General features: G+C 40.0%; 21 protein-coding genes and 1 pseudogene. 14 read left to right on the forward strand and 8 right to left on the reverse strand.

Annotation, left to right across the window (positions count from 1 at the left end; translation table 11 throughout):
- Positions 1-89: 89 nt before the first annotated feature.
- The 4 genes and pseudogenes from rnjA to ACE1TH_RS03570 form a co-directional block, all read right to left on the reverse strand.
- The gene (rnjA, locus tag ACE1TH_RS03555; protein ID WP_099301212.1) at positions 90-1,757 is read right to left on the reverse strand and encodes a ribonuclease J1; all 1,668 of its coding nucleotides are present in this window, start codon (positions 1,755-1,757) and stop codon (positions 90-92) included.
- A complete protein-coding gene (locus ACE1TH_RS03560; RefSeq protein WP_375078374.1) occupies positions 1,758-1,967 on the reverse strand; it encodes a DNA-dependent RNA polymerase subunit epsilon in 210 nt (69 codons plus the stop codon).
- Between the two features lie 285 nt (positions 1,968-2,252).
- Positions 2,253-2,804: a peptide deformylase gene (gene def, locus ACE1TH_RS03565; protein WP_099301210.1), complete on the reverse strand. Its 552-nt coding sequence runs from the start codon at positions 2,802-2,804 to the stop codon at positions 2,253-2,255.
- A gap of 167 nt (positions 2,805-2,971) precedes the next feature.
- A pseudogene (locus ACE1TH_RS03570) lies at positions 2,972-3,043 on the reverse strand (YjcZ family sporulation protein); the annotation flags it as partial.
- Between the two features lie 299 nt (positions 3,044-3,342).
- Between ACE1TH_RS03570 and ACE1TH_RS03575 the strand changes: the two are divergent.
- The 10 genes from ACE1TH_RS03575 to opp4C all read left to right on the forward strand — a co-directional run bounded on the left by ACE1TH_RS03575 (position 3,343) and on the right by opp4C (position 15,259).
- A complete protein-coding gene (locus tag ACE1TH_RS03575; RefSeq protein WP_099301208.1) occupies positions 3,343-3,993 on the forward strand; it encodes a YkyA family protein in 651 nt (216 codons plus the stop codon).
- A 450-nt stretch (positions 3,994-4,443) separates the two neighbouring features.
- A complete protein-coding gene (gene pdhA / locus ACE1TH_RS03580) occupies positions 4,444-5,529 on the forward strand; it encodes a pyruvate dehydrogenase (acetyl-transferring) E1 component subunit alpha (RefSeq protein WP_099301207.1) in 1,086 nt (361 codons plus the stop codon).
- A 3-nt stretch (positions 5,530-5,532) separates the two neighbouring features.
- Entirely contained in the window at positions 5,533-6,510 is a 978-nt protein-coding gene (locus ACE1TH_RS03585) for an alpha-ketoacid dehydrogenase subunit beta (protein ID WP_099301206.1), read from the forward strand.
- Between the two features lie 98 nt (positions 6,511-6,608).
- On the forward strand, positions 6,609-7,895 hold the full coding sequence (locus ACE1TH_RS03590; protein WP_099301205.1) for a dihydrolipoamide acetyltransferase family protein: 1,287 nt from the start codon (positions 6,609-6,611) through the stop codon (positions 7,893-7,895).
- A gap of 3 nt (positions 7,896-7,898) precedes the next feature.
- Positions 7,899-9,308, forward strand: a complete 1,410-nt coding sequence (lpdA, locus tag ACE1TH_RS03595) for a dihydrolipoyl dehydrogenase (RefSeq protein ID WP_375078375.1) — start codon at positions 7,899-7,901, stop codon at positions 9,306-9,308.
- A gap of 155 nt (positions 9,309-9,463) precedes the next feature.
- On the forward strand, positions 9,464-10,483 hold the full coding sequence (locus ACE1TH_RS03600; RefSeq protein WP_375078376.1) for an ABC transporter ATP-binding protein: 1,020 nt from the start codon (positions 9,464-9,466) through the stop codon (positions 10,481-10,483).
- On the forward strand, positions 10,480-11,463 hold the full coding sequence (locus ACE1TH_RS03605) for an ABC transporter ATP-binding protein (RefSeq protein ID WP_099301202.1): 984 nt from the start codon (positions 10,480-10,482) through the stop codon (positions 11,461-11,463). The genes ACE1TH_RS03600 and ACE1TH_RS03605 overlap by 4 nt, the downstream gene beginning before the upstream one ends.
- A gap of 85 nt (positions 11,464-11,548) precedes the next feature.
- A complete protein-coding gene (locus ACE1TH_RS03610) occupies positions 11,549-13,297 on the forward strand; it encodes an ABC transporter substrate-binding protein (protein ID WP_099301201.1) in 1,749 nt (582 codons plus the stop codon).
- 77 nt (positions 13,298-13,374) lie between these two features.
- Positions 13,375-14,340, forward strand: a complete 966-nt coding sequence (locus ACE1TH_RS03615) for an ABC transporter permease (RefSeq protein WP_099301200.1) — start codon at positions 13,375-13,377, stop codon at positions 14,338-14,340.
- 31 nt (positions 14,341-14,371) lie between these two features.
- Positions 14,372-15,259, forward strand: coding sequence for an oligopeptide ABC transporter permease (gene opp4C / locus ACE1TH_RS03620; RefSeq protein ID WP_099302128.1), 888 nt, complete (start codon positions 14,372-14,374; stop codon positions 15,257-15,259).
- A 40-nt stretch (positions 15,260-15,299) separates the two neighbouring features.
- Here opp4C and ACE1TH_RS03625 read toward each other — a convergent pair whose 3' ends face one another.
- Together ACE1TH_RS03625 and ACE1TH_RS03630 are read right to left on the reverse strand one after the other, a co-directional pair.
- Positions 15,300-15,692 (reverse strand): hypothetical protein, encoded by a 393-nt coding sequence (locus ACE1TH_RS03625; RefSeq protein WP_099301199.1) that lies wholly within the window; start codon positions 15,690-15,692, stop codon positions 15,300-15,302.
- A gap of 117 nt (positions 15,693-15,809) precedes the next feature.
- The gene (locus tag ACE1TH_RS03630) at positions 15,810-17,462 is read right to left on the reverse strand and encodes a glycine betaine uptake BCCT transporter (protein WP_099301198.1); all 1,653 of its coding nucleotides are present in this window, start codon (positions 17,460-17,462) and stop codon (positions 15,810-15,812) included.
- Positions 17,463-17,733: 271 nt separating this feature from the next.
- Here ACE1TH_RS03630 and ACE1TH_RS03635 point away from each other — a divergent pair, with 271 nt between their 5' ends.
- On the forward strand, positions 17,734-18,582 hold the full coding sequence (locus tag ACE1TH_RS03635) for a polysaccharide deacetylase family protein (protein ID WP_375078377.1): 849 nt from the start codon (positions 17,734-17,736) through the stop codon (positions 18,580-18,582).
- Between the two features lie 190 nt (positions 18,583-18,772).
- The gene (locus ACE1TH_RS03640) at positions 18,773-18,910 is read left to right on the forward strand and encodes a GapA-binding peptide SR1P (RefSeq protein WP_099301196.1); all 138 of its coding nucleotides are present in this window, start codon (positions 18,773-18,775) and stop codon (positions 18,908-18,910) included.
- Positions 18,911-18,953: 43 nt separating this feature from the next.
- Here the strand turns inward: ACE1TH_RS03640 and ACE1TH_RS03645 are convergent, their stop codons facing one another.
- Positions 18,954-20,432 carry an aminotransferase class I/II-fold pyridoxal phosphate-dependent enzyme gene (locus ACE1TH_RS03645; protein WP_375078378.1) on the reverse strand — a complete coding sequence of 493 codons (1,479 nt, stop codon included), beginning with the start codon at positions 20,430-20,432 and terminating at the stop codon, positions 18,954-18,956.
- 111 nt (positions 20,433-20,543) lie between these two features.
- Here ACE1TH_RS03645 and ACE1TH_RS03650 point away from each other — a divergent pair, with 111 nt between their 5' ends.
- Positions 20,544-20,804, forward strand: coding sequence for a UPF0223 family protein (locus ACE1TH_RS03650; RefSeq protein ID WP_255223401.1), 261 nt, complete (start codon positions 20,544-20,546; stop codon positions 20,802-20,804).
- A gap of 119 nt (positions 20,805-20,923) precedes the next feature.
- Here the strand turns inward: ACE1TH_RS03650 and ACE1TH_RS03655 are convergent, their stop codons facing one another.
- Positions 20,924-21,565: a YktB family protein gene (locus tag ACE1TH_RS03655; protein ID WP_375078379.1), complete on the reverse strand. Its 642-nt coding sequence runs from the start codon at positions 21,563-21,565 to the stop codon at positions 20,924-20,926.
- A 161-nt stretch (positions 21,566-21,726) separates the two neighbouring features.
- Here ACE1TH_RS03655 and ACE1TH_RS03660 point away from each other — a divergent pair, with 161 nt between their 5' ends.
- Entirely contained in the window at positions 21,727-21,915 is a 189-nt protein-coding gene (locus ACE1TH_RS03660; protein WP_375078380.1) for a hypothetical protein, read from the forward strand.
- The last annotated feature ends 7 nt before the right edge of the window (positions 21,916-21,922 follow it).

The raw sequence follows: 21,922 nt of genomic DNA on the forward strand, positions 1-21,922 counted from the left end.
CTTTATGCAAAATTGAGCGTACCATATTTACGGAAAGATCTCAAAAGCTTTACGATAAAAAACGCTGCAATATGCTGCAGCGTTTTTTCTTATACTTCCATGATGATTGGTAAAATCATTGGCTTCCGTTTTGTTCTTTCGTATAAAAACGGACCGAGCAAATCGGATATTTCGTTTTTGATTTCGGACCATTGATTGGTCTTTCTTTCCATTACTTGATGAAGGTGAGCGGTTAATAATTTCTGTGCTTCGTGGATGAGGTCTCCTGATTCACGCATATAAACAAAGCCACGTGAAATAAGATCCGGTCCTGCAGTCACCTTAAATTCTTTCATATCAAGACTAACTACGACAATGACTAACCCTTCCTCTGACAAGATTCTTCTGTCACGTAAAACAATGTTGCCAATATCGCCAATGCCGTTTCCGTCAACGTACACAGAACCAGATGGAATCTTTCCTACAACGCCAGCTTCATTCGGATGTAAGGCTAATACATCGCCATTGTCCATAATAAAGCAGTTATCTTTTGCGACGCCACATTCTTGAGCTAATTTAATGTGCGTTTTTAACATCCGGTATTCACCATGAATCGGCAAGAAGTACTGTGGCTTCATTAACCGTAGCATAAGTTTTTGTTCTTCTTGTCCACCATGACCAGACGTATGAATATCATTTAATGGCCCGTGAATCACATTTGCACCAGCTCGATAAAGTTGGTTGATAATTTTCCCAACTGACAAGGTATTGCCAGGAATAGGGGAGCTTGAAAAAACAACGGTATCCCCAGGAATAATTTGAATTTGACGGTGAGTGCCAAACGCAATACGAGACAAGGCAGCCATTGGTTCCCCTTGACTACCAGTACAAAGAATTGTTACTTGATGGTCAGGGAGTTTATTTAGCTGAGAATGCTCAATAAATGTGTTTTTTGGCGCGTTAATATATCCTAGCTCTTGTCCGATCGCAATGGCAGAATCCATCGAACGTCCAAATACACATACTTTTCGATTGTTGGCAACTGCTGCGTCAATGACTTGTTGCAAACGGTGGATATTTGAAGCAAATGTAGCGAAAATGATGCGGCCATCGACTTTGCGGAAGATGTTGTTAATGCTATCGCCGACTTTTCGTTCAGACATAGTGAAGTCAGGAATTTCACTATTTGTACTGTCTGAGAGGAGGCATAACACACCTTCTTCTCCGATTTTAGCCATTTTCGTTAGGTTCGCTGGCTCTCCAACAGGTGTAAAGTCAAATTTAAAGTCACCTGTATGTACAACATTTCCAGGAGGCGTTTTAACAACAACACCATAAGAGTCAGGTATGCTATGGGTTGTCCGAAAGAACGATACTGATGTTTTCGTAAACTTAATTACTTGGTCTTCGGAAATGGGATGTAGCTTAGCGTTACGAAGTAGGCCATGTTCTTCTAATTTTCCTTTGAGCAGACCAAGAGCTAGCTTTCCTCCATACACATCAATGTTTAATTCTCTTAATAAATAAGGAATTCCACCAATGTGGTCTTCGTGACCATGTGTAATAAATAGCCCTTTAATCTTATCTTTGTTCTTCACAAGATACGTATAATCGGGGATCACATAATCAATTCCAAGTAAATCGTCTTCCGGAAACATAATTCCAGCATCAATAAGAATGATTTCATCTTGAAACTGAACACCGTACGTATTTTTCCCGATTTCACCCATTCCTCCGAGAGCAAATACGGCGGTTTGATTATTTTTTACTTGTTTCATTTACGCATTCACAACCTTAAAATCTTCACGTTGCTGCTCATACTCTAAGAATGAACCAGTGAGCGGTGTAATGTATTCAATATTATAAGGCTCATCTACAAGCTTAGCACGAACATCACTAACACTCTCTGCCTCAATATATAAAGATTCTGTACGTTCTCTTACAGGGGCTTGCGAAAAATCTTCTTGAATAAATACTTTAAAAATCATGATTAAACCTCTCCTTTTACTACCATTGTTTATCTATTATATAGGAAATGAGGCTTTTTAGAAATGCCAAAAAGCCAACCCGTATAAATAATACTGGATGGCTTACAGTCTTGCCACTTTAAAGTGGTCTTACACATCAAGAAATAATGACTTTGGTAAAAGATCTTTGCACCGCTTTAAGAGTTTTTCACGCCATTTTTTTAACAAAAGAAAAACCCCCTCTCTACTTGTTTTGCTCTTAGTTTGTAGTAAAGCTAAGAAAAAACACGAGGGGGTTTTTGGGAATTATAGCGCATAACCAGGTACGGGTTGTTTAAACGGATCTTCTAGTCCTTCTATGCGATCATAAAACATGACGCCATCTAAATGGTCGAGTTCATGTTGAAAAACAATGGCGATGTATCCGCGTAAACGTAATGTTACTTCTTCATTGTTATGATCGATTCCTTTAATTGTTAAACGGGCGTGTCTCGGGACAATGCCTTCAACTTCACGATCAACGGAAAGGCATCCTTCTCCATTTTCTAATTGATTTTGTTCAACTGAATGGCTAATAACTTTAGGGTTTGCAATTCCTAAACTATATAGTTTATCGTTCTCATCCATCGCGTGTACAGCAAACAAACGTTTTGAAATACCGATTTGTGGCGCAGCAAGACCAACCCCTGGGCGCAAGTCGTACTTCTCCGCCAACTCAGGGTCTTGGCTATTCTGTAAAAATTCAAGCATAGATGTAAGCGTATGGCGGTCTTCATCACTTAATGGAATGCTGACTGGTTCAGCCACTTTTCTTAAAACAGAATGTCCTTCACGAACAACATCATTCATCGTAATCATATAAGTACCACTCCTTTCCCTTTCTTTCAATAGTTTAAGGATTATTATTCTTATGTGCAAGCAGAAAAAAGCGACACGATTTCCTCGTGTCGCTTTTTCGCTTAAATTTCTTATTTTTTCGGACCGTGACCAGGACCTGGACCACAGTCTGGACCTTCGTCAACGCCGCCGGCGAACCAAGATGCACCAACGATAATTAATAGAATGAAAAGAACAACGATTAGTGCAAATCCTTTACCACCACCGCCACCGCAGTTCTGTTGCGTGTAGCCATATCCGTATCCATAAGGCTCACAGCATTGATCGTAACCATAGTTATATCCGTATTTTTCAGCGTAGCTCATGTTTGAAATTCCTCCTTTAATAACCACCACACTAGGCGATTTATATAGCTATCCTATGCAGAAGTTGAAAAGATGTTTGGATAAATGCCTATTTATTTTTTAAAATAAAAGTAAATGCTTGCCAAATACCTATTTGTTAGATATTGTGAGAGAAGAGAAAAAGAAGTTGAGAAAACTCGAAGGAGGAGAGGTTTTTGTCGAAAAAGTTTATTGCTACTGTAGCCTTTTCAAGCTTGTTTTTAGCAGCTTGTGGTCAAACCGCTACAGAGTCGATTCATAGCTCGTTAGAAGAAGCCGCTGAAATAGAAAATGAAGGTTTTGATGAGCTACAGCAACCAATGTTAGATGCCGAGGAGCAAGAGGCAGAGCTTTATTCGCAAATTGTCGATTTAGATATGGATGCTTACGATGAAATCGTTGAATTATCGGATCAAGCAATTGAATCTGTTAACGAACGTCGCGAGCTGCTTGCAGAGGAAAAGGAAAGCATTGAAGAAGGGTATAGTGCGTTTGAAGATGCAGCAAGTGATTTTTCCGAACTAGAAGATGATAATTTAGTTGATTTAGCAAATAATGTTCAAGAAGCGATGGATAATCGCTATGCAAGCTATCAAGACTTACATACCATTTATGAAGAATCGTTAGACTTGGATGAACAATTATATGAAATGCTTAAAGATGAAGAACTAGATGCAGAAACGTTAACCGCACATATTGAAGAAACAAACCAAAAGTATGAAGACCGTCGTGAAGCAACGGAGCAGTTTAACGAATATACGACAGCGTATAATGATGCGAAACGCGAATTTTACGAAGCGTCTGATTTAGAAGTAAGTTTTGAATAAGCTTTAGCTTGTCGACAAAGTCGATGAGCTTTTTTAATGTAAAAAAGGCGCGAGGGAAGTGTTTTGATTGATTGCGGTTACATGAGAACATTTAAATTCGATCTGTACTAGTTCAGAATTTACGTATACTATAACACATGGATTTTTGAAGCGTTTCCAAAGATTGTTAGTGGATATCGCGATTAATAAGTGTGCAAAAGGATTGACGATTGTTAGGTCGTTCATGTAGACTAACAATCAGTAGGGAGTTGTACTACTAGATATTCCATTTCATTGTAACAGATGACCGCATGTTTCTTACGTAAACAACAGTCTGGTTTAACAACGTCTTATTGCGGTTATGTAATCTTTAGGATTGGGCATGCTAACAGTGCATTTTTCATATGAAAAACGTATACAAGCAAGAATTCACATACCGCTTTTAACTAACTGAAAGGATTGGTGAACAAATTGAGTACAAGAACAATTGATCAAGTTGAAGAACAATTTGAGACCTTCCAGATTCTTAATGAAGAAGGAGAAGTCGTGAATGAATCAGAAATGCCTGATTTAAGCGACGAACAACTACAAGAATTAATGCGCCGTATGGTCTACACGCGTATTTGGGATCAGCGTGCGATCTCGCTAAACAGACAAGGACGATTAGGTTTCTACGCGCCTACAGCGGGACAAGAGGCATCTCAACTTGGTTCTCACTTTGCGCTTGACCAACAAGACTGGATCTTGCCAGGGTATCGCGATATCCCACAAATTGTTTTCCATGGTTTGCCATTACACCAAGCGTTTTTATGGTCTCGTGGCCACTTTAAAGGAAGCCAGTTTGAAGATGGACTAAATGTTGTTGTACCACAAATTATTATTGGTGCACAAATTATCCAAACTACAGGTGTTGCGCTAGGACTTAAGCGTAAAAAGAAAGATAACATTGCGATCACGTATACAGGTGATGGCGGTGCGTCACAAGGTGATTTCTATGAAGGAATTAACTTTGCTGGTGCGTATAATGCTCCTGCAGTATTCATCGTTCAAAATAACCGTTTTGCCATTTCTGTACCAGTTGAAAAACAATCTGCTGCGAAAACAATTGCGCAAAAAGCAGTTGCTGCTGGAATCGAAGGCATTCAAGTAGATGGAATGGACGTACTTGCAGTATACAAAGCAACACTTGACGCTCGTAAGCGCGCGTTAGCTGGAGAAGGTCCTACATTAATTGAAACATTAACATATCGTTATGGTGCTCATACAATGGCTGGTGATGATCCAACTCGTTACCGTACATCTGAAGAAGATGACGAGTGGGCGAAGAAAGATCCACTTATTCGTTTCCGTAAATTCCTTGAAGGCAAAAAGCTTTGGAGCGAAGAGAAAGAAAACGAAGTCGTTGAACAAGCAAAAGAGGAAATCAAACAAGCGATTAAAGATGCAGATAAAACACCTAAGCAAAACGTTACAGATTTGCTAGGATTTATGTTTGAAAACCCTCCAGTGAACATTCGTGAACAATTGGAAGAGTATACGGCAAAGGAGTCGAAGTAACCTATGGGTAATTGGACAATGGCGCAAGCGATTACGGATGCCATGCGTAATGAGCTTAGCAAAGATGAAGATGTACTCGTTTTTGGTGAAGATGTCGGCCAAAACGGCGGCGTTTTCCGTGTAACAGAAGGTTTACAAAAAGAATTCGGTGAAGAGCGTGTATTCGATACACCACTTGCTGAGTCTGGTATCGGTGGTTTAGCAATTGGTTTAGCCCTTACTGGACATCGTCCTGTAATGGAAATTCAATTCTTCGGTTTCGTATTTGAAGTATTTGATTCAATTGCAGGTCAAATGTCGCGCTGGCGTTTCCGTTCAGGCAATAAGCAAACAATGCCTGTTACTGTTCGCTCTCCATTTGGTGGCGGTGTAAAAACACCTGAAATGCATGCAGACTCATTAGAAGGTTTAATGGCGCAAACACCTGGACTTAAAGTTGTTATTCCATCTAACCCGTATGATGCCAAAGGTCTTTTAATTTCAGCGATTCGTGATAACGACCCCGTTGTATTTCTTGAGCACATGAAATTGTACCGTTCATTCCGTCAGGACGTTCCTGAAGATGAATATACAATTGAGCTAGGAAAAGCTGATACGAAGCGTGAAGGAAAAGATATTACGATCATTGCTTATGGTGCTATGGTACAAGCTTCGATGAAAGCAGCAGAAGAGCTTGCTGAAGAAGGTATTGAAGCGGAAGTAATCGATTTAATGACTGTAAGCCCATTTGATGTGGAAACCGTTGTCGCTTCTGTTGAAAAAACAAACCGTGCAATCGTTGTACAAGAAGCGCAAAAGCAAGCTGGAATTGCATCACAAATCGTGGCAGAAATTACAGAGCGTGCGATTCTTTCGTTAGAAGCTCCTGTACTTCGTGTCACTTCACCTGACACCGTTTATCCATTCGCTGCAGTTGAAGATGCATGGTTGCCTAACCCAGCAATTATTGTTGAAAAGGCGAAAGAAGTTATTAACTTTTAAGTAAGGAAATGAAGAAAGTGACGAAGCTAGTCGAAAACTAGGTCGTTCTTTCTTTTATAGAGATTGAATTCGAGTTATAATGAAGGAGGCGCTTAGCCGTGGCTTATAAATATAAACTGCCAGAAGTGGGCGAAGGAATCCATGAAGGCGAAATTGTAAAATGGTTTGTTAAAGAAGGCGACGAAATTAAAGAAGATGATATCCTTCTTGAAGTACAAAACGACAAATCTGTAGTGGAACTGCCATCTCCAGTTGATGGGAAAGTACTTGAAGTAAAAGTAGACGAAGGCACGACAAGCTACGTTGGAGACGTTATCTTAGTCATTGATGATGGTTCTGAAGACGATGGGGAAGAAGAAAGCGGTGGCGAAGAGTCTGGAAAAGACGAAAAAGCAGAAGCTTCTTCTGATGAAGAAAAAACAGAAGAAAAAGCAGCTCCGTCAGCTGATTCAGATTCAAGCGACAACGCTCGTGTCATTGCGATGCCATCTGTGCGTAAATATGCACGTGAAAAAGGCGTGACGATTTCAAGTGTAAAAGGCTCTGGTAAAAATGGCCGCGTTGTAAAAGAAGATGTGGATGCATTCTTATCTGGCGATCAAAGCGAAGATACGTCTTCTGCTGATCAACAAGAAGAAAAAGAATCAAAAGCGACAACTTCTGCGCCAGCTGCTTCTAATGAACAATTAGAAGAGCGAGTACCGTTAAAAGGTATCCGAAAAGCAATTGCCAAAGCAATGGTGAAGTCGAAGCAAACAGCACCTCACGTTACGCATCTTGACGAAATTGATGTAACAGCACTAGTTGCTCATCGTAAACAGTACAAGCAAATTGCAGCTGATCAAGGAACGAAGCTAACGTATCTTCCTTACGTTGTAAAAGCGTTAACGTCTGCAATCCGTAAGTACCCTGCAATGAATGCGTCAATTGATGACGAAGCAGGCGAAATTGTTTACAAAAAGTACTTTAACATTGGAATCGCAGCAGACACGGATCAAGGTTTAGTTGTTCCAGTTGTTAAAGACGCAGACCGTAAATCAATCTTCCAACTGGCAGATGAAATTAATGAGCTAGCTGGAAAAGCCCGTGATGGTAAACTTTCTGCTGCAGATATGCAAGGCGGATCAGCAACAATTTCCAACCTTGGTTCTGCAAGTGGACAATGGTTTACGCCAGTAATTAACCACCCAGAAGTAATGATTCTTGGTATTGGTCGAATTGAAGAGAAGCCAGTCGTAAAAGATGGCGAAATTGTTGTGGGCACAATGCTATCACTATCAATTAGCTATGATCACCGTTTAATTGATGGTGTAACAGCGCAAAGTGCATTAAATCAAATCAAGCGTTTGCTTAATGACCCACAATTACTATTGATGGAGGGGTAAGACATGGTTGTAGGAGATTTCGCACAAGAAGTAGATACGCTCGTAATTGGTTCTGGTCCAGGAGGCTATGTGGCTGCTATTCGCGCAGCCCAGCTAGGACAAAAAGTAACAATCGTTGAAAAAGATAGCATGGGTGGTGCTTGTTTAAACGTTGGATGTATTCCATCAAAAGCGTTAATTCAAGCAGGTCACCGTGCGCATCAAGCTAAATCTTCTGAAGATATGGGGATTATTGCTGAAAACGTTACGGTTGATTTTGACAAAGTCCAAGAATGGAAGGGCTCTGTTGTTAATAAATTAACTGGCGGCGTTGAAGGATTGTTAAAAGGAAATAAAGTCGAGATCATCCGTGGAGAAGCTTATTTCTCTGGTGAGGATTCCGTTAAAATTATGGATGAGAAGAACTCAAGCACGTACAAGTTCAAGAACTGTATTATTGCTACAGGTTCACGTCCAATCGAAATTCCTTCGTTTAAATATACAGACCGCGTTATTAACTCAACTGGCGCACTTGCATTAAAAGAAGTGCCGAAGAAAATGGTTGTTATTGGCGGAGGCTACATCGGTATCGAGCTTACAGGTGCATACGCAAACCTAGGTACTGAAATTACTGTATTAGAAGGTTCTAAACAAATTTTACCTGGCTTTGAAAAGCAGATGGCGAAATTGGTTGAGAAGAAGCTTAAAGCCAATAATGTTACTTTCCATACAGAAGCAATGGCTAAAGGCGTGGAAGAAACAGATAAAGGCGTTAAAGTAACAGCTGAAGTAAAAGGTGAAGAAACAGTCATTGAAGCGGACTATGTTCTTGTAACTGTAGGCCGTACACCAAATACGGATGAGCTTGGTCTTGAAGGTATTGGAATTGAGATGACGGATCGCGGAATCATCAACATTGATAAGCAGTGTCGTACAAATGTGAAAAACATTTATGCGATTGGGGACATTGTCCCAGGTCCAGCGCTTGCTCACAAAGCTTCTTATGAAGCGAAAATTGCTGCTGAAGCGATTAGTGGTGAAGCATCTGAGATTGACTATTTAGCGATTCCAGCTGTATGTTTCTCTGAGCCTGAACTTGCAACAGTTGGTTATACAGAAGCAGAAGCAAAAGAAGCAGGCTATGATGCGAAAGCAGCGAAATTCCCGTTTGCAGCAAATGGTCGTGCCCTCTCTCTTAACGATACAGAAGGCTTCATGAAGCTTGTTACGCGTAAAGAAGATGGGTTAGTAATCGGTGCTCAAATTGCTGGGCCAAATGCTTCAGATATGATTGCTGAAGTAGGTCTTGCAATTGAAGCAGGTATGACTGCTGAAGATATTGCGTTAACGATTCATGCTCACCCATCTCTTGGTGAGATCACAATGGAAACAGCAGAAGTAGCGCTTGGAACACCAATTCACACAATGCAATAAATTTAGAAGTCCTTTATGTGATGTAAAAGTCATATAAAGGGCTTTTTTTGCGTAAATAAAATACTGTAAGAAATTCTTTCAAAAAAAGATTGGCAAACGTACTTTTTGTGCTATAATTATCAAAAAATTAGCAAATTAAAACAGCGGAGGTTGAGATGGGAAAGCCATTACTGGAGCTTAATAATGTTAAAACGTATTTTCAAGTAGATAAAAATCGCTTAGTTAAAGCTGTAGATGGCGTAAGTTTTCATATTGCCCAGAATGAAGTTGTCGCGCTTGTCGGTGAATCTGGAAGTGGGAAAAGTATGACCTCCATGTCTATTATGGGCTTAGTCGATTCCCCAGGAGAAGTGTCTGGTGAGATTGTACTAAACGGAACAAACTTAAATGGATTGTCTGCAAAAAAATTAGACAAGTATCGCGGAAAAGACATTGCAATGATTTTCCAAGAGCCTATGACGTCGTTGAATCCCGTTTTTTCAATCGGAAATCAGATTATTGAAACAATAAGAAAGCATACACGTACATCAAAAGCACAAGCGAAAGAACGAGCAATTGAATTGCTAAGGCTGGTTGGATTTAGCCGTGCTGAAGAAAGTTTAAGCGAGTTTCCACACCAGTTATCAGGTGGCATGCGACAGCGTGTGATGATTGCGATTGCAATGGCATGTAACCCAAAATTACTAATTGCAGATGAACCAACAACCGCTCTAGATGTAACGATTCAACAGCAAATTTTAGACTTAATGCTTAAAGTGAAAAATGAGTTTCAATCATCCATTTTATTAATTACACATGACTTAGGTGTCGTAGCCGAAACAGCGGATCGTGTACTCGTGATGTACGGTGGACAGATTGTTGAAGAAGCACCAGCCTATGAATTATTTACAAATCCTAGCCATCCTTATACACAAGGCCTTTTAAAAAGTATGCCAAACTTAGAAGACGATAAAGAACGGTTAGATGCCATTCGAGGAATGGTCCCTCCCGCTCATCGGTTTCCATCAGGCTGTCGCTTTGCTTCAAGGTGCGATTTTGCCACAGAATGGTGTGCCGATAAGATGCCTGAACTGATTGAAACAGAGGGTGGTAGAAAAGTTCGTTGCCTTTTGTATGAAGCTGGATCGCTTACACCTGACGAACAACGTCTTCAAGAGAGAGAGGTTCATTTATGATGGATGTTCTTGTAGAAGCAAAAGACATTAAGATGCACTTTCCAATAAAACAAGGTGTCATAAAACGAACGGTTGGACATATAAAGGCAGTAGATGGGATTTCATTAAAAATCTTTGAAGGAGAATCACTTGGAATTGTAGGCGAATCTGGTTCTGGAAAATCAACTTTAGGAAGAATTTTGATGCAGTTACAAAATCAAACGAACGGTGACGTTTATTTCCGTGGGGAAAAGATATCCGGCATCTCAAATCGAAAGTTAAGACCGTATCGTCGCGATATGCAAATGGTTTTCCAAGATCCATACGCTTCGTTGAATCCAAGAATGAGTATTGGGGAACTAATTGAAGAGCCGCTGCTTATTCATAAAACAGTCGAAACAAAAGCGGAGCGAAAAAAAAGAGCCGAAGAATTACTAGAAACCGTCGGCCTGCCAAAACAATCGTATGACAAGTATCCACATGAATTCTCTGGGGGGCAAAGACAACGAATTGGCATTGCCAGAGCGTTAAGTACGAAACCGAGTTTAATTATTGGTGACGAGCCTGTTTCAGCTTTAGATGTATCGATACAATCGCAAGTCTTAAATTTAATGAAAGATTTACAAGACGAATTTAAGCTTACATATGTGTTTATTGCTCATGACTTAAGTGTTGTCAAACATATTAGTTCAAGAGTAGCGGTGATGTACCTAGGAAGAATTGTCGAAATTGCCAATAAAACTGATTTGTACGAAAATAAGCTTCATCCTTATACCGAAGCATTAATTTCCGCTGTGCCATCTACAGATGTAACGTTTCAGAAAGAAAAAATTGTCTTAAAGGGAGAGTTGCCGAGTCCAGCGAATCCACCTGTAGGCTGTGCGTTTCACACTAGATGTCCACACGTGCATGACCGCTGTAAACAGGAAAGACCGGAGCTAGTGGAACATACGCCAAATCATTTTGTCGCTTGTCATTTGTATACAGAGAAAAGCGAATAAGCGTGAATTTTATAGAGGAGGTGAGGCTTCTACATACGAAGGTCTTACCAATAAAAAGGGTGAACACACATAAGGGGGAAGATGAATGAAGAAAAAGCCGTTTTACACATTTTTAGCAACGGCCGTATTTGCAACAGCTTTAGTGGCTTGTAACGGTGGAGATTCAGAAACAGGAACAGATGGTGAAGAAGGAGAAGGCGGAGGAGAAGCGGTTGAAGGTGGATCTATAACGCTCGGAATGACATCTACACCAGAAAATCAATTTAATCCAATCATTTATTCATCTGTTTATGATAACAACATTATTACGTTTGTAAATGAAGGTTTAACGACACAAAATAGTGAGCTTGAATTTGAGCCAGGCTTAGCAAGTGAATGGGAATTTAGTGACGACATGCTAGAGCTTACGTACCATTTAGAAGAAGGCGTAACGTGGCATGACGGTGAGCCGTTTACAGCAGATGACGTTGTCTTCACGTTCACTTCTATTGCTGATCCAGGCTATACAAGCACAGGAGCAACTCGTCACTCTTACGCCAGTTCGTTAGTTGGCTATGAAGAATATTCAAGTGGTGAGTCAGATACGTTTGAAGGGGTAGAAGCGATTGATGAGCATACAGTTCGCTTTTATTTCAAGGAGCCAAACGTAAAAGCATTAGCGGATACAGCGATTGGCATTTTCCCGCAACATAAATTTGAAGGAGTAGCGGTAGAAGACTTCCCGAATCACGCTGCTTCAACTGATGCTGGAGAAGTAATCGGAACAGGACCATTCAAATTACAAAGTGTATTAGAAAATGAGTCTTATGAACTTGTTGCCAATGAAGATTATTGGAAAGGTGCACCGGAACTTGATGCGATTACATGGCGTGTTGTTGATGCAAGTGTAGCGGCAGGAATGCTTGAACAAGGTGAGCTTGATTTTATGCCGAATTATTTCCCGGCAGCTGATTATGATCAAGTTGATGCAGTTGAAACATTGAGTATTAATGAGCAGCCAGCACTTGGTTATCAACATATGTCATTAAAAATGAATCACGGGCCAAACGATGATTTGATTAATCCAGATGCTTGGACACCTAATGAGAAATTTGAAGATGTCCGATTCCGTGAAGCGATTTTTAGCGCTGTTGATCGTCAGTTGTTTATTGATAGTTTCTTACGAGGACATGGCGAAATGTTAGATGCGCCGTTTGCTGAAGCTTCATGGGTGTATGATCCAGAAGGAGTCGAAGGGTTCACGTATGATCCTGAACATTCAAAAGCGCTCTTAGAAGAAGCTGGCTATGAGGACACAGATGGCGATGGATTTGTAGAAGACCCAGACGGGAATGAGCTTGTTTTAAATATCGACTATCCACTTGGAAATCCTGTTCGTGAGCGTGTGGCGCCGGTTGTAGCAGAGCAGTTAGCGGAAGTTGGGATTAACACAAATGTTCGAAATCCAATGGAAGCTGGCGTTTACTTTGATAACATTCAAAACAATGAAGATGAGGATTTAGATATTTACCTTGCAGGTTGGAGCTTAGGTTCTGGTGACCCGGATCCAGGAGATTTATATCGTTCAACGGCAATGTTCAACTATACGCGTTTCCAAAGTGAAGAGCAGGATCAGCTACTTTTAGAAGCGGTTGACCCAGACCAAGCTTTTGATAATCAGGAGTTTAGACAAGAGAAGTATATGGAATGGGCACAGTTGTTTATTGATAACTCGTATGTTCTTCCTCTCTATGCAGAAAGTGAAATCTCTGTCTATAATTCTCGTTTACAAGGTGTAGAGTTCTTGCCACATACGTACACAAACGATACGCATTTATGGTACGTAACGGAGTAGGCGGTATGTAAAGAGGGCAGCAACGAGTATCTGCTGCTTTCTTTTCTTCATTTGTTAGGCAGACAGGAGGAAAAACGATGACAAAATTTATTATCCGGCGACTACTTTTATTTATACCGATGCTTGTCATTGTAACGATGGTTGTTTTTTTCTTCGCATGGTTAGCTCCAGGTGATGCATTAACTGGAGAAATTGTTGACCCATCTTTACCTGCAGAGGTTTTGGAACAACAAAGAGACTTGCTAGGCTTAAATGATCCTTTCATTGTTCAATACTGGAACTGGTTGTCAAACATCGTTCAAGGGGATTTAGGTCAATCCATGAGTTTTAATGGAAGAGACGTAAGTGATTTAATTTTACAACGTTTAGATAATACGTTTTATTTAGGTGTTTTCTCGTTGTTTATCACATTGTTGTTTGCTATCCCAATTGGTATTTATTCGTCAAGAAAAAAATACTCTGTTTTGGACTATAGCGCAACAACATTTGCGTTTTTAGGATTAGCAACACCCAATTTCTTTGCGGCGTTACTAGGAATTTATTTATTTTCATTTACATTAGGTTGGCTACCCACTCAAGGGTCAATGGCTTCACCAAGTTTAACAGGTTGGGATGCGTTTATTAGTCGACTTCATCACTTAATATTACCAGGTATTACGTTAGGGCTCTCTAGTACAGCCGTCTTTTTACGTTACTTACGATCAGAAATGCTTGATTTAAAAGGTAGCGATTTTATTCGAACAGCACGTGCCAAAGGAGTTGGCTCAAATTCAGTTCTGTACAAGCATACATTGCGAAATGCCTTAATTCCGATTATTACGTTGCTAGGTATTGAATTTGGGACGATCTTAAGTGGGGCAATTATTATTGAAACCGTGTTTGGTTACCCAGGAATTGGGACGCTATTTGTTTCATCACTAGCAAATCGGGATTATCCAGTTATTATGGCAATAAACTTAATTGCAGCGATGACAATCTTAGTTGGAAATTTATTGGCAGACATATGCTACGCGATAGCAGATCCACGAATTCGATTAGACTGAGGTGAGACCATTGGAACCAAAACGAGTAGATATGCAGCCTTCACCGCCTCAATTCACGCAAGTAGAGGAAAAAAGCTTAAGTCCGACACGTTTAGCATTTAACCGTTTCAAAAAAAATAAATTAGCGATTACAGGAATTGTGTTCCTTGCACTGATGGTTCTAGTCGCAATATTTGCTGATGTTATTGCCACCCACGACCCAACACAAAGTAATTTAGCAAAAGTAGAAGCAAATGCAGATAGTGAAAACATTCTTGGTACAGATCAATCAGGTCGAGATAACTTTTCTCGCTTGGTGCACGGTGCCCGTATTTCGTTGACCGTCGGCTTTTTTGCAATGCTTTTTACCGTACTAATCGGTGGGAGCTTAGGATCAATAGCTGGATATTATGGAGGGAAAGTTGACTCTGTTATTATGAGGGTAACGGATGGGATGTTAATTTTTCCGTTCTTACTATTATTTTTAACGATTGTTGCTGTGTTACAAAATATTACCGTTCCAATTTTCATATTCGTTATTGCGTTAACATCGTGGACTGGAATTTGTCGGATGTTACGTGGCACGTTTCTTTCTATTCGAGAAAAGGAATACATATTAAGTGCAAGAAGTATTGGTTGCTCAGACTTAAGAATTATTCGTAAGCATTTTATTCCCAATGCTGTAGGTCCGATCATTGTTAATGCAACCATAATGATGGCTTCAATGATTGTGGCTGAGTCGGCATTAAGTTTTATTGGCTTTGGTATTCCTCAGCCAACACCAACGTGGGGTAATATGTTAACAGAGGCGCAAAGTGTGAGGATTTTACGGAATAACCCAGAAGCTTGGATACCGCCTGGTTTATGTATCGTTTTAACTGTTCTGGCCATTAACTTTATTGGAGATGGTTTACGAGATGCGTTTGATTCAAAATCATAGCACGAAATAAGAGGGGATAAGTGTTCATACTTATCTTCTCTTATTTTGTAGATTGGCGAATTTCACGAACAACTTGGTCGAAGTCTTGTTTGCCAGATAGTCGTAAAATCTCTTCTTCCCCCTTATAAATGAGCAGACAAGGGAATGTGTCAATATCAACGTCATAATAAGAAACAGAACGCCGATCTGTTGATTCTTTAAAGATAAATTCGTGAAAGGAGAAATGATGATTCATTTGTAAGTGTTGAATAGCGTTATAGTATACACGCTCTTTGGCAAGCTTGTTCTCATCGGAGAATAAAATAAGCACGACTTGACTGGTTTCACTGGAATGAGCTTTTCCTGTAGTCGTTGAACCAGGTATCAAGGAAAAAATCGCAATGAGAATGATGGCACTAAACGTAATCGTAAAGACAATATGACGTTTTTTCATGCTTTACCATCCTCCCTTTAAAATTTCCATTACGTTTCCGTACCCGTATCAAACAGGAAAAAAACGTAAAATCTTGAAAATAAAACAGCACCTTCAATTGGAAGGTGCTGTTTGGCTTTACTCTTTATCTTTGGTGTCGTCGCTTTCTACTTCATCGTTTGTGTTTTGCAGACGACGACGTTCTCTCTTAAGCAGTTGTTGTTCGCGTTTGACGCGCTCACGTTCGTTACGTAAAGCAAGTCGCTCTTGACGAAGGCGTTCTCGGCTAACGGTTAGCGTTTCCTTCTCATTTCGTAACTCTTTAAAGAGAGAGACAATCATGAGAATGATAATGATGGCAAACGGGAAGGCGCCAATAATCGAGGCAGTTTGTAAGGCATCCAAACCTTCTTCACTCGTCACGAGTAAGACACCCGCTGTACCTGCAATAATTAATCCCCAAACTAATTTTACCGAATTTGGTGGGTTTAAGTTACCGCCAGTTGTTTGCATCCCTAATACAACTGTTGCTGAATCGGCAGAAGTAATAAAGAAAGAAGCAATTAGTAAAACCGTAATGAGTGCGACAAAGAAGGTGAGTGGGAACTGTTCAAGTAAGGCAAATAATGCCATTTCAGTTCCGCCTTCTTGCATTTGCGCGTACAAGCCACCGCCATTATTTTCAAAGAAAATGCTTGATCCTCCGAAGACACTAAACCAAAAGGCTCCGAATAACGAAGGAAGAGCAATGACGCCAATAACAAACTCTCGAATGGTACGTCCTCGTGATACGCGGGCAATAAAGGCGCCTACAAATGGTGCCCAAGAAATCCACCAAGCCCAGTAGAAGAGGGTCCAATCTTGCACCCAAGAAGAGTCAGGGTCATAAACGTCCATACTAAAGCTCATCCCAAAAAAGTTTTGAACGTAGCTTCCAATTCCTTGCGTGAAAACACCCATAATGTAGCTGGTCGGTCCGAGTAACAAGACGAATGCCATTAATAAGATGGCTAAACGAACATTTAAGTTACTCAAAATTCGAATGCCTTTATCAATACCAGTTGTTGCTGAGATTGAGAATAATACCGTTACAATGAGAATAACTGCAATTTGAAACACATTATAATCAATTGCATCAAGAGATGGGAATAAGTAAATGAGTCCCGCCGTAATTTGAGCAGCCCCAAAACCTAATGATGTTGCCGTCCCAAAGATTGTGGCAAAAACAACAAAGACATCAATTGTTTTTCCAATTGGACCGTGTACCCGATGACCGATAAGAGGACGGAACGTAGAACTAAATAGTGCAGGTTCGTCTTTTCGATATTGGAAATACGCAAGCGTTAATGCCACCACTGAATAAATGGCCCAAGGGTGTATGCCCCAGTGGAAAATGGAATAACGCATCGCTTCAGCAGCAGCTTGCTGTGTGCCAGGTTCTGCATTAGCAGGTGTGAAAAAGTGCGATAATGGTTCAGCGGAACCCCAAAAGACTAGTCCGATCCCCATTCCGGCTGTAAATAAAAACGCGAACCAGGTTAAATATGTATATTCTGGTTTTTCATCTGGTTTTCCTAGACGAATACTTCCAAATGGACTTACAATTAAATAAATCCCGACCGCCACATAAAATGTAGCAGATAGTAAATAAAACCATCCTAATTCAGTTGAAATAAAACCTTGAATGTTTTCTGTTACTTCAAGCATATTTTCTGGAAAAACAACACCCCAAAAAATGAATGCAAGAGCAACGGCCACAGAAATATAAAATACCGACGTTGCTTGCTTCATATTGATTGTCAACCTTTCCAAATGATTTTCTTTTTTAAAAACAAGACAAAATCATACCATAGATAACTTTAATGTGCCAGAGTTCATCTTGATAAAGACAACGTTGTTTACCCTAATCTGCTGATTAATAAACCTGTTTGTAGTATGAAAAAAAAGAGGAATTTTATACATATGTCAAATTGATGGCTTTTTTTCAAATTGCTTTTTCACTGTCGAAATAAGGAAAAAAATGTTATGATGAGTCAAGAACATTCTGAGAGGGGTCAATGTAATGAAGAAATGGCTTTTAGTACCTGCTGTAAGTTTACTTGCTTTATCAGCTTGTGGATCTGATGAGACTGACAATTCATCTGAATCCGTTAATGTAGATGGGGACGAGCAAACGGAACAAAATACAGAAGTAGATAGTGAAACAGAAGCTACAGAAAATGAAGCGGATGAGAATGAAGATACAGCTTCTGCCGATGAAGGTGAAGATGAAGAAGTAGAAGTTGTTTACGAAATTAACCCAAATATGTGGACAGTAGAACCAATTGAAGGAACAGACGCAGATCCAGAAGTGGTTTTACTTACGATTGATGATGCACCAGATAAGCATGGGGTTGAGATGGCAGAAACATTGAAAGAACTTGATGCTCCGGCAATCTTTTTTGTGAATGCACACTTTATAAATACAGATGAAAAAGCTGACGAATTAAAACAAATTCACGAAATGGGCTTTGAAATTGGAAATCATACGATGAGTCATCCGAACTTAAGAGAAATCTCTGAAGAAGAACAATATAATGAGATTGTTGGTTTAAATGATAAGATTGAAGATATTATTGGAGAACGACCAAGATTTTTCCGTGCGCCATTTGGTGCGAATACGGATTATGTAAAAGAAGTTGTGGAACAAGAAGATATGACGCTTATGAACTGGACGTATGGCTATGACTTTACTGAAGGTTATATGACAGAAGAAGCAATTGCGGATATTATGGTGAACGCACCAGAACTAGGTAATGGCGGTAATCTTCTTATGCACGATCGAGAGTGGACAAATGCTGCCCTTGAAGACATTGTTACGGGTCTGCAAGATAAAGGGTACGGCTTTGTTGATCCTGATCAATTAAAGTAATATCAAATGAAACTCTTGCCTTTTGGCAAGGGTTTTTATTATATGTTCGGCTGTATCTAAATATGATCATTAATGAGGCGAATAAAAAATAATTGTGACACACTAATTAAAGGTTGACGAATACAATAAGACATACTATTATAGGTAGTAAGGAAACGAAAGCGATTACAATTACTGAGGAGGATGTATTGTGGGAACATTCATATGTCAAGTTTGCAGCCAGACATTAGGTCACTTTGAGGGAGAAAAAGTAAGTCGCCTTTATGCTGTGTCAAACTGTACGCACTGCCAGGCAAAATCCGCAAAGCCATCTTCATCACAAAAATAAATAAACATAAAAACAACGTAGCGTCTCTCGCTACGTTGTTTTTTTATACGATGGCTGATTGTTCTTTAATGACTTTTAAAAAAGCAAGTGTTTGATCTTCTGGTCCTTGAACAGGTAAGCCAGCAGCCATATTTTCTTTTACATAGTCTAAATTCTCTTGGGTAATGAGCTCGCCTGGACTTAGAATCGGAATTCCAGGCGGATACACCATGATAAATTCAGCGATTATTCTCCCTGTAGACTCTTGAAAAGAAACAAATTCTGTTTGTGCATAAAACGCATCCCGAGGAGATAAAGCAAGAGTAGGAATGTCTGGTACTTTCACATCAAGCTGAACGGTTTGCTTTTCCGATTGTTTAAAGGAATGGGCTAATTCCGTTAATGCGTTCAAAAGCAAATCAACCTTCGTCTGGTCGTCACCAAGCGTAATAATACAAAGAATATTATAGAGGTCAGAAAGTTCTACCTCAATTCCATAGTTGTCACGCAACCAAACCTCGGCTTCGTACCCACTAATTGATAACTCGTTTAACGAAATAAAAAGTTTCGTTGGATCGTGAGCGAATGTCGCAGATGACGTTAAGCACTCTGCGCCTACACAATGGATGCCATCAATGGAATTTAATCGTTTGCGAGCAGAATGAGAAAGATCAATGACTCGAGCGAGCTCAGATCGACCTTTTGTTGCCAAATGTTTTCTTGCAACATCTAGAGAAGCTAGTAAAAGATACGACGTTGATGTTGTTGTTAACATACTCATAATAGCGGTTGTGTGGTCAACCGATACAAGTCCAGATTTAACATTTAATACGGAGCTTTGAGTGAGCGATCCACCTAGCTTATGGACGCTTGTTGCAGCCATATCGGCACCAGCTTCCATGGCACTAATAGGCAGGTCCTCTGAAAAATGGGTGTGAACCCCGTGTGCTTCATCAACAAGTACAGGTATTGATGCGCTGTGAGCTATTTTTACAATTTCTTTTAAATCACATGCAAAGCCGTAATATGTTGGGTTAATGACGAGGACGGCTTTTGCATCGGGGTGAGCCTCGACGGCACGCTGAATCGATTCTGTTGTAACGCCGTGCGCAATTCCATGTGTACGGTCAACAACTGGGTGAACAAACACAGGCATGGCGCCTGAAAAGATAATGGCAGACATGATCGATTTATGGACGTTCCGGGGAACAATGATTTTATCGCCAGGTTTGCAAACACTCATAATCATCGTCATAATGGCACCACTTGTACCTTGTACCGAAAAAAAGGTATAATCTGCACCGAAAGCATTTGCTGCTAATTGCTGGGCTTCGTGAATAAAACCATGTGGATGATGAAGGTCATCTAGTGGCGCAATATTAATGAGATCAATTGATAATGCATTTTCTCCAATGAAATCTCGAAAAGACGGCTCCATACCTTGTCCTTTTTTGTGACCGGGAATATGGAAAGGAGTTGGATTTTTACTTGCATATTGTTTAAGCCCTGTAAATAAAGGCGTTTTTTGCTGATCAAATTCCATGAAACGAACACCTCATTTCTTTAACACACATGCGTCTAATTTTACGCAAGCAAGAAGAGTATAGCAAATGAAGGTCGATTTCGCTATTAAAAAATGAAAGGATGAGAAAGAATGAATATTCCAATCCGTTACGAGTGGAGTCAACAAGAAATTGTCGACGTCGCTGAGTTTTTTGATTTAATTGCTCAAGCGCAAGAGAAAGGTGTTGAGGCAAAAAAACTTCGAGAAGCGTATGCGATGTTTAAAAACGTTGTACCGTCAATGTCAGAGGAAAAGCAAGTATTTCGAGAAGTTGATGAACAGCTCGGTTTATCGTGCTACAAATTAGTCAAACAAGCAAAAGAACATGATGGCATAATTAAAGCTAATTAATAGTGAAAAGGTTGATTTTTACTTAGTAGACAACCACGCTTTCCCCGCTAAAACCAAAACGATTAATCCTAGGATTAATCGTTTATTTGTGGTGTTCATTGTTTCTTGTTCGTGTCTGTTTATTCGATTGACTGTTCGTTTAGTGCTGTGTAGGAAAGCTTGTACAAGGGCAGAAGCGTATCCATTGTCGTTTTGATTTCGATCATTAATGCTTCGCCATCTTGAACAAGCGGATCATTAGAAGAAATGTGCTTCCCAACAAGGAATTCAGCTTTTTTAACATCGCGAAAACGCTCAAGGCTGGCGGTTAAGTCTAACGTTTGAAATGATTTTGCAGGTTTTTTCGTGTGGTCAAGGGAAACAACGTAATCTTGAGGAATCGTCGTGTTCAAATCCTCTTCATGCTCAAGAAATAACTTCGCGATCTCCTGCTTACCGGGAAGTTCGTAAATATAAGCGAGCCAGATAAAAAGGTGATCATCAAATAAACCGACTTGAAAATGAGGGTGTTTTTTGTAGCCTCTTTTATTGGAAGCGACAGCTAACCACGTATCATTTGGTGGATTTGTCGTACGTCGAGCATGCTGAGCAATGTGTAGGTGCATATCTGTATCAAGGGCTTGGGCCAAATGTGCTCGAAGCTCTTCACCAATAATTTGAAATTTAGGTTGGATGGAAGACCGAATTGCTTCCATTCGAGGTTCTAACCCTTCGATTGTAAATGTATGAAAATCTTCTTTTGTGAAACCAACATGTGTCATGATTCATGCTCCTTTCAATCTATTACCTAAGCTTAGCGAACTTTTTCTAAAAGATCAAACCGCATTGATTTACGAAATCCTCTAGGCGAAACCCATTATGTATGGTATAATATCTGAAAATTTAAAAACATGTGCCGACCGGTACAAAAGGAGAGCCGCAGATGAAACAAGTCCTTCCGTCTTTTCAATCACTTGAACCTGAGAACCGTTTGTCCGTCTTGCGCCTTGAAATTGATTACCAATTAATGACGTTGTATGACGCGATTTTAGCAGAAAACAACGAAATGATGAATCAAAGTAAAGCATTATTAGATGAATATAGACAAGAAATGTTAAGCCTTCAAGCGTAAAAGAAAA

The organism is Shouchella sp. JSM 1781072 (genome assembly GCF_041949915.1).
In the GTDB taxonomy this organism is placed as follows: domain Bacteria; phylum Bacillota; class Bacilli; order Bacillales; family Bacillaceae_D; genus Shouchella.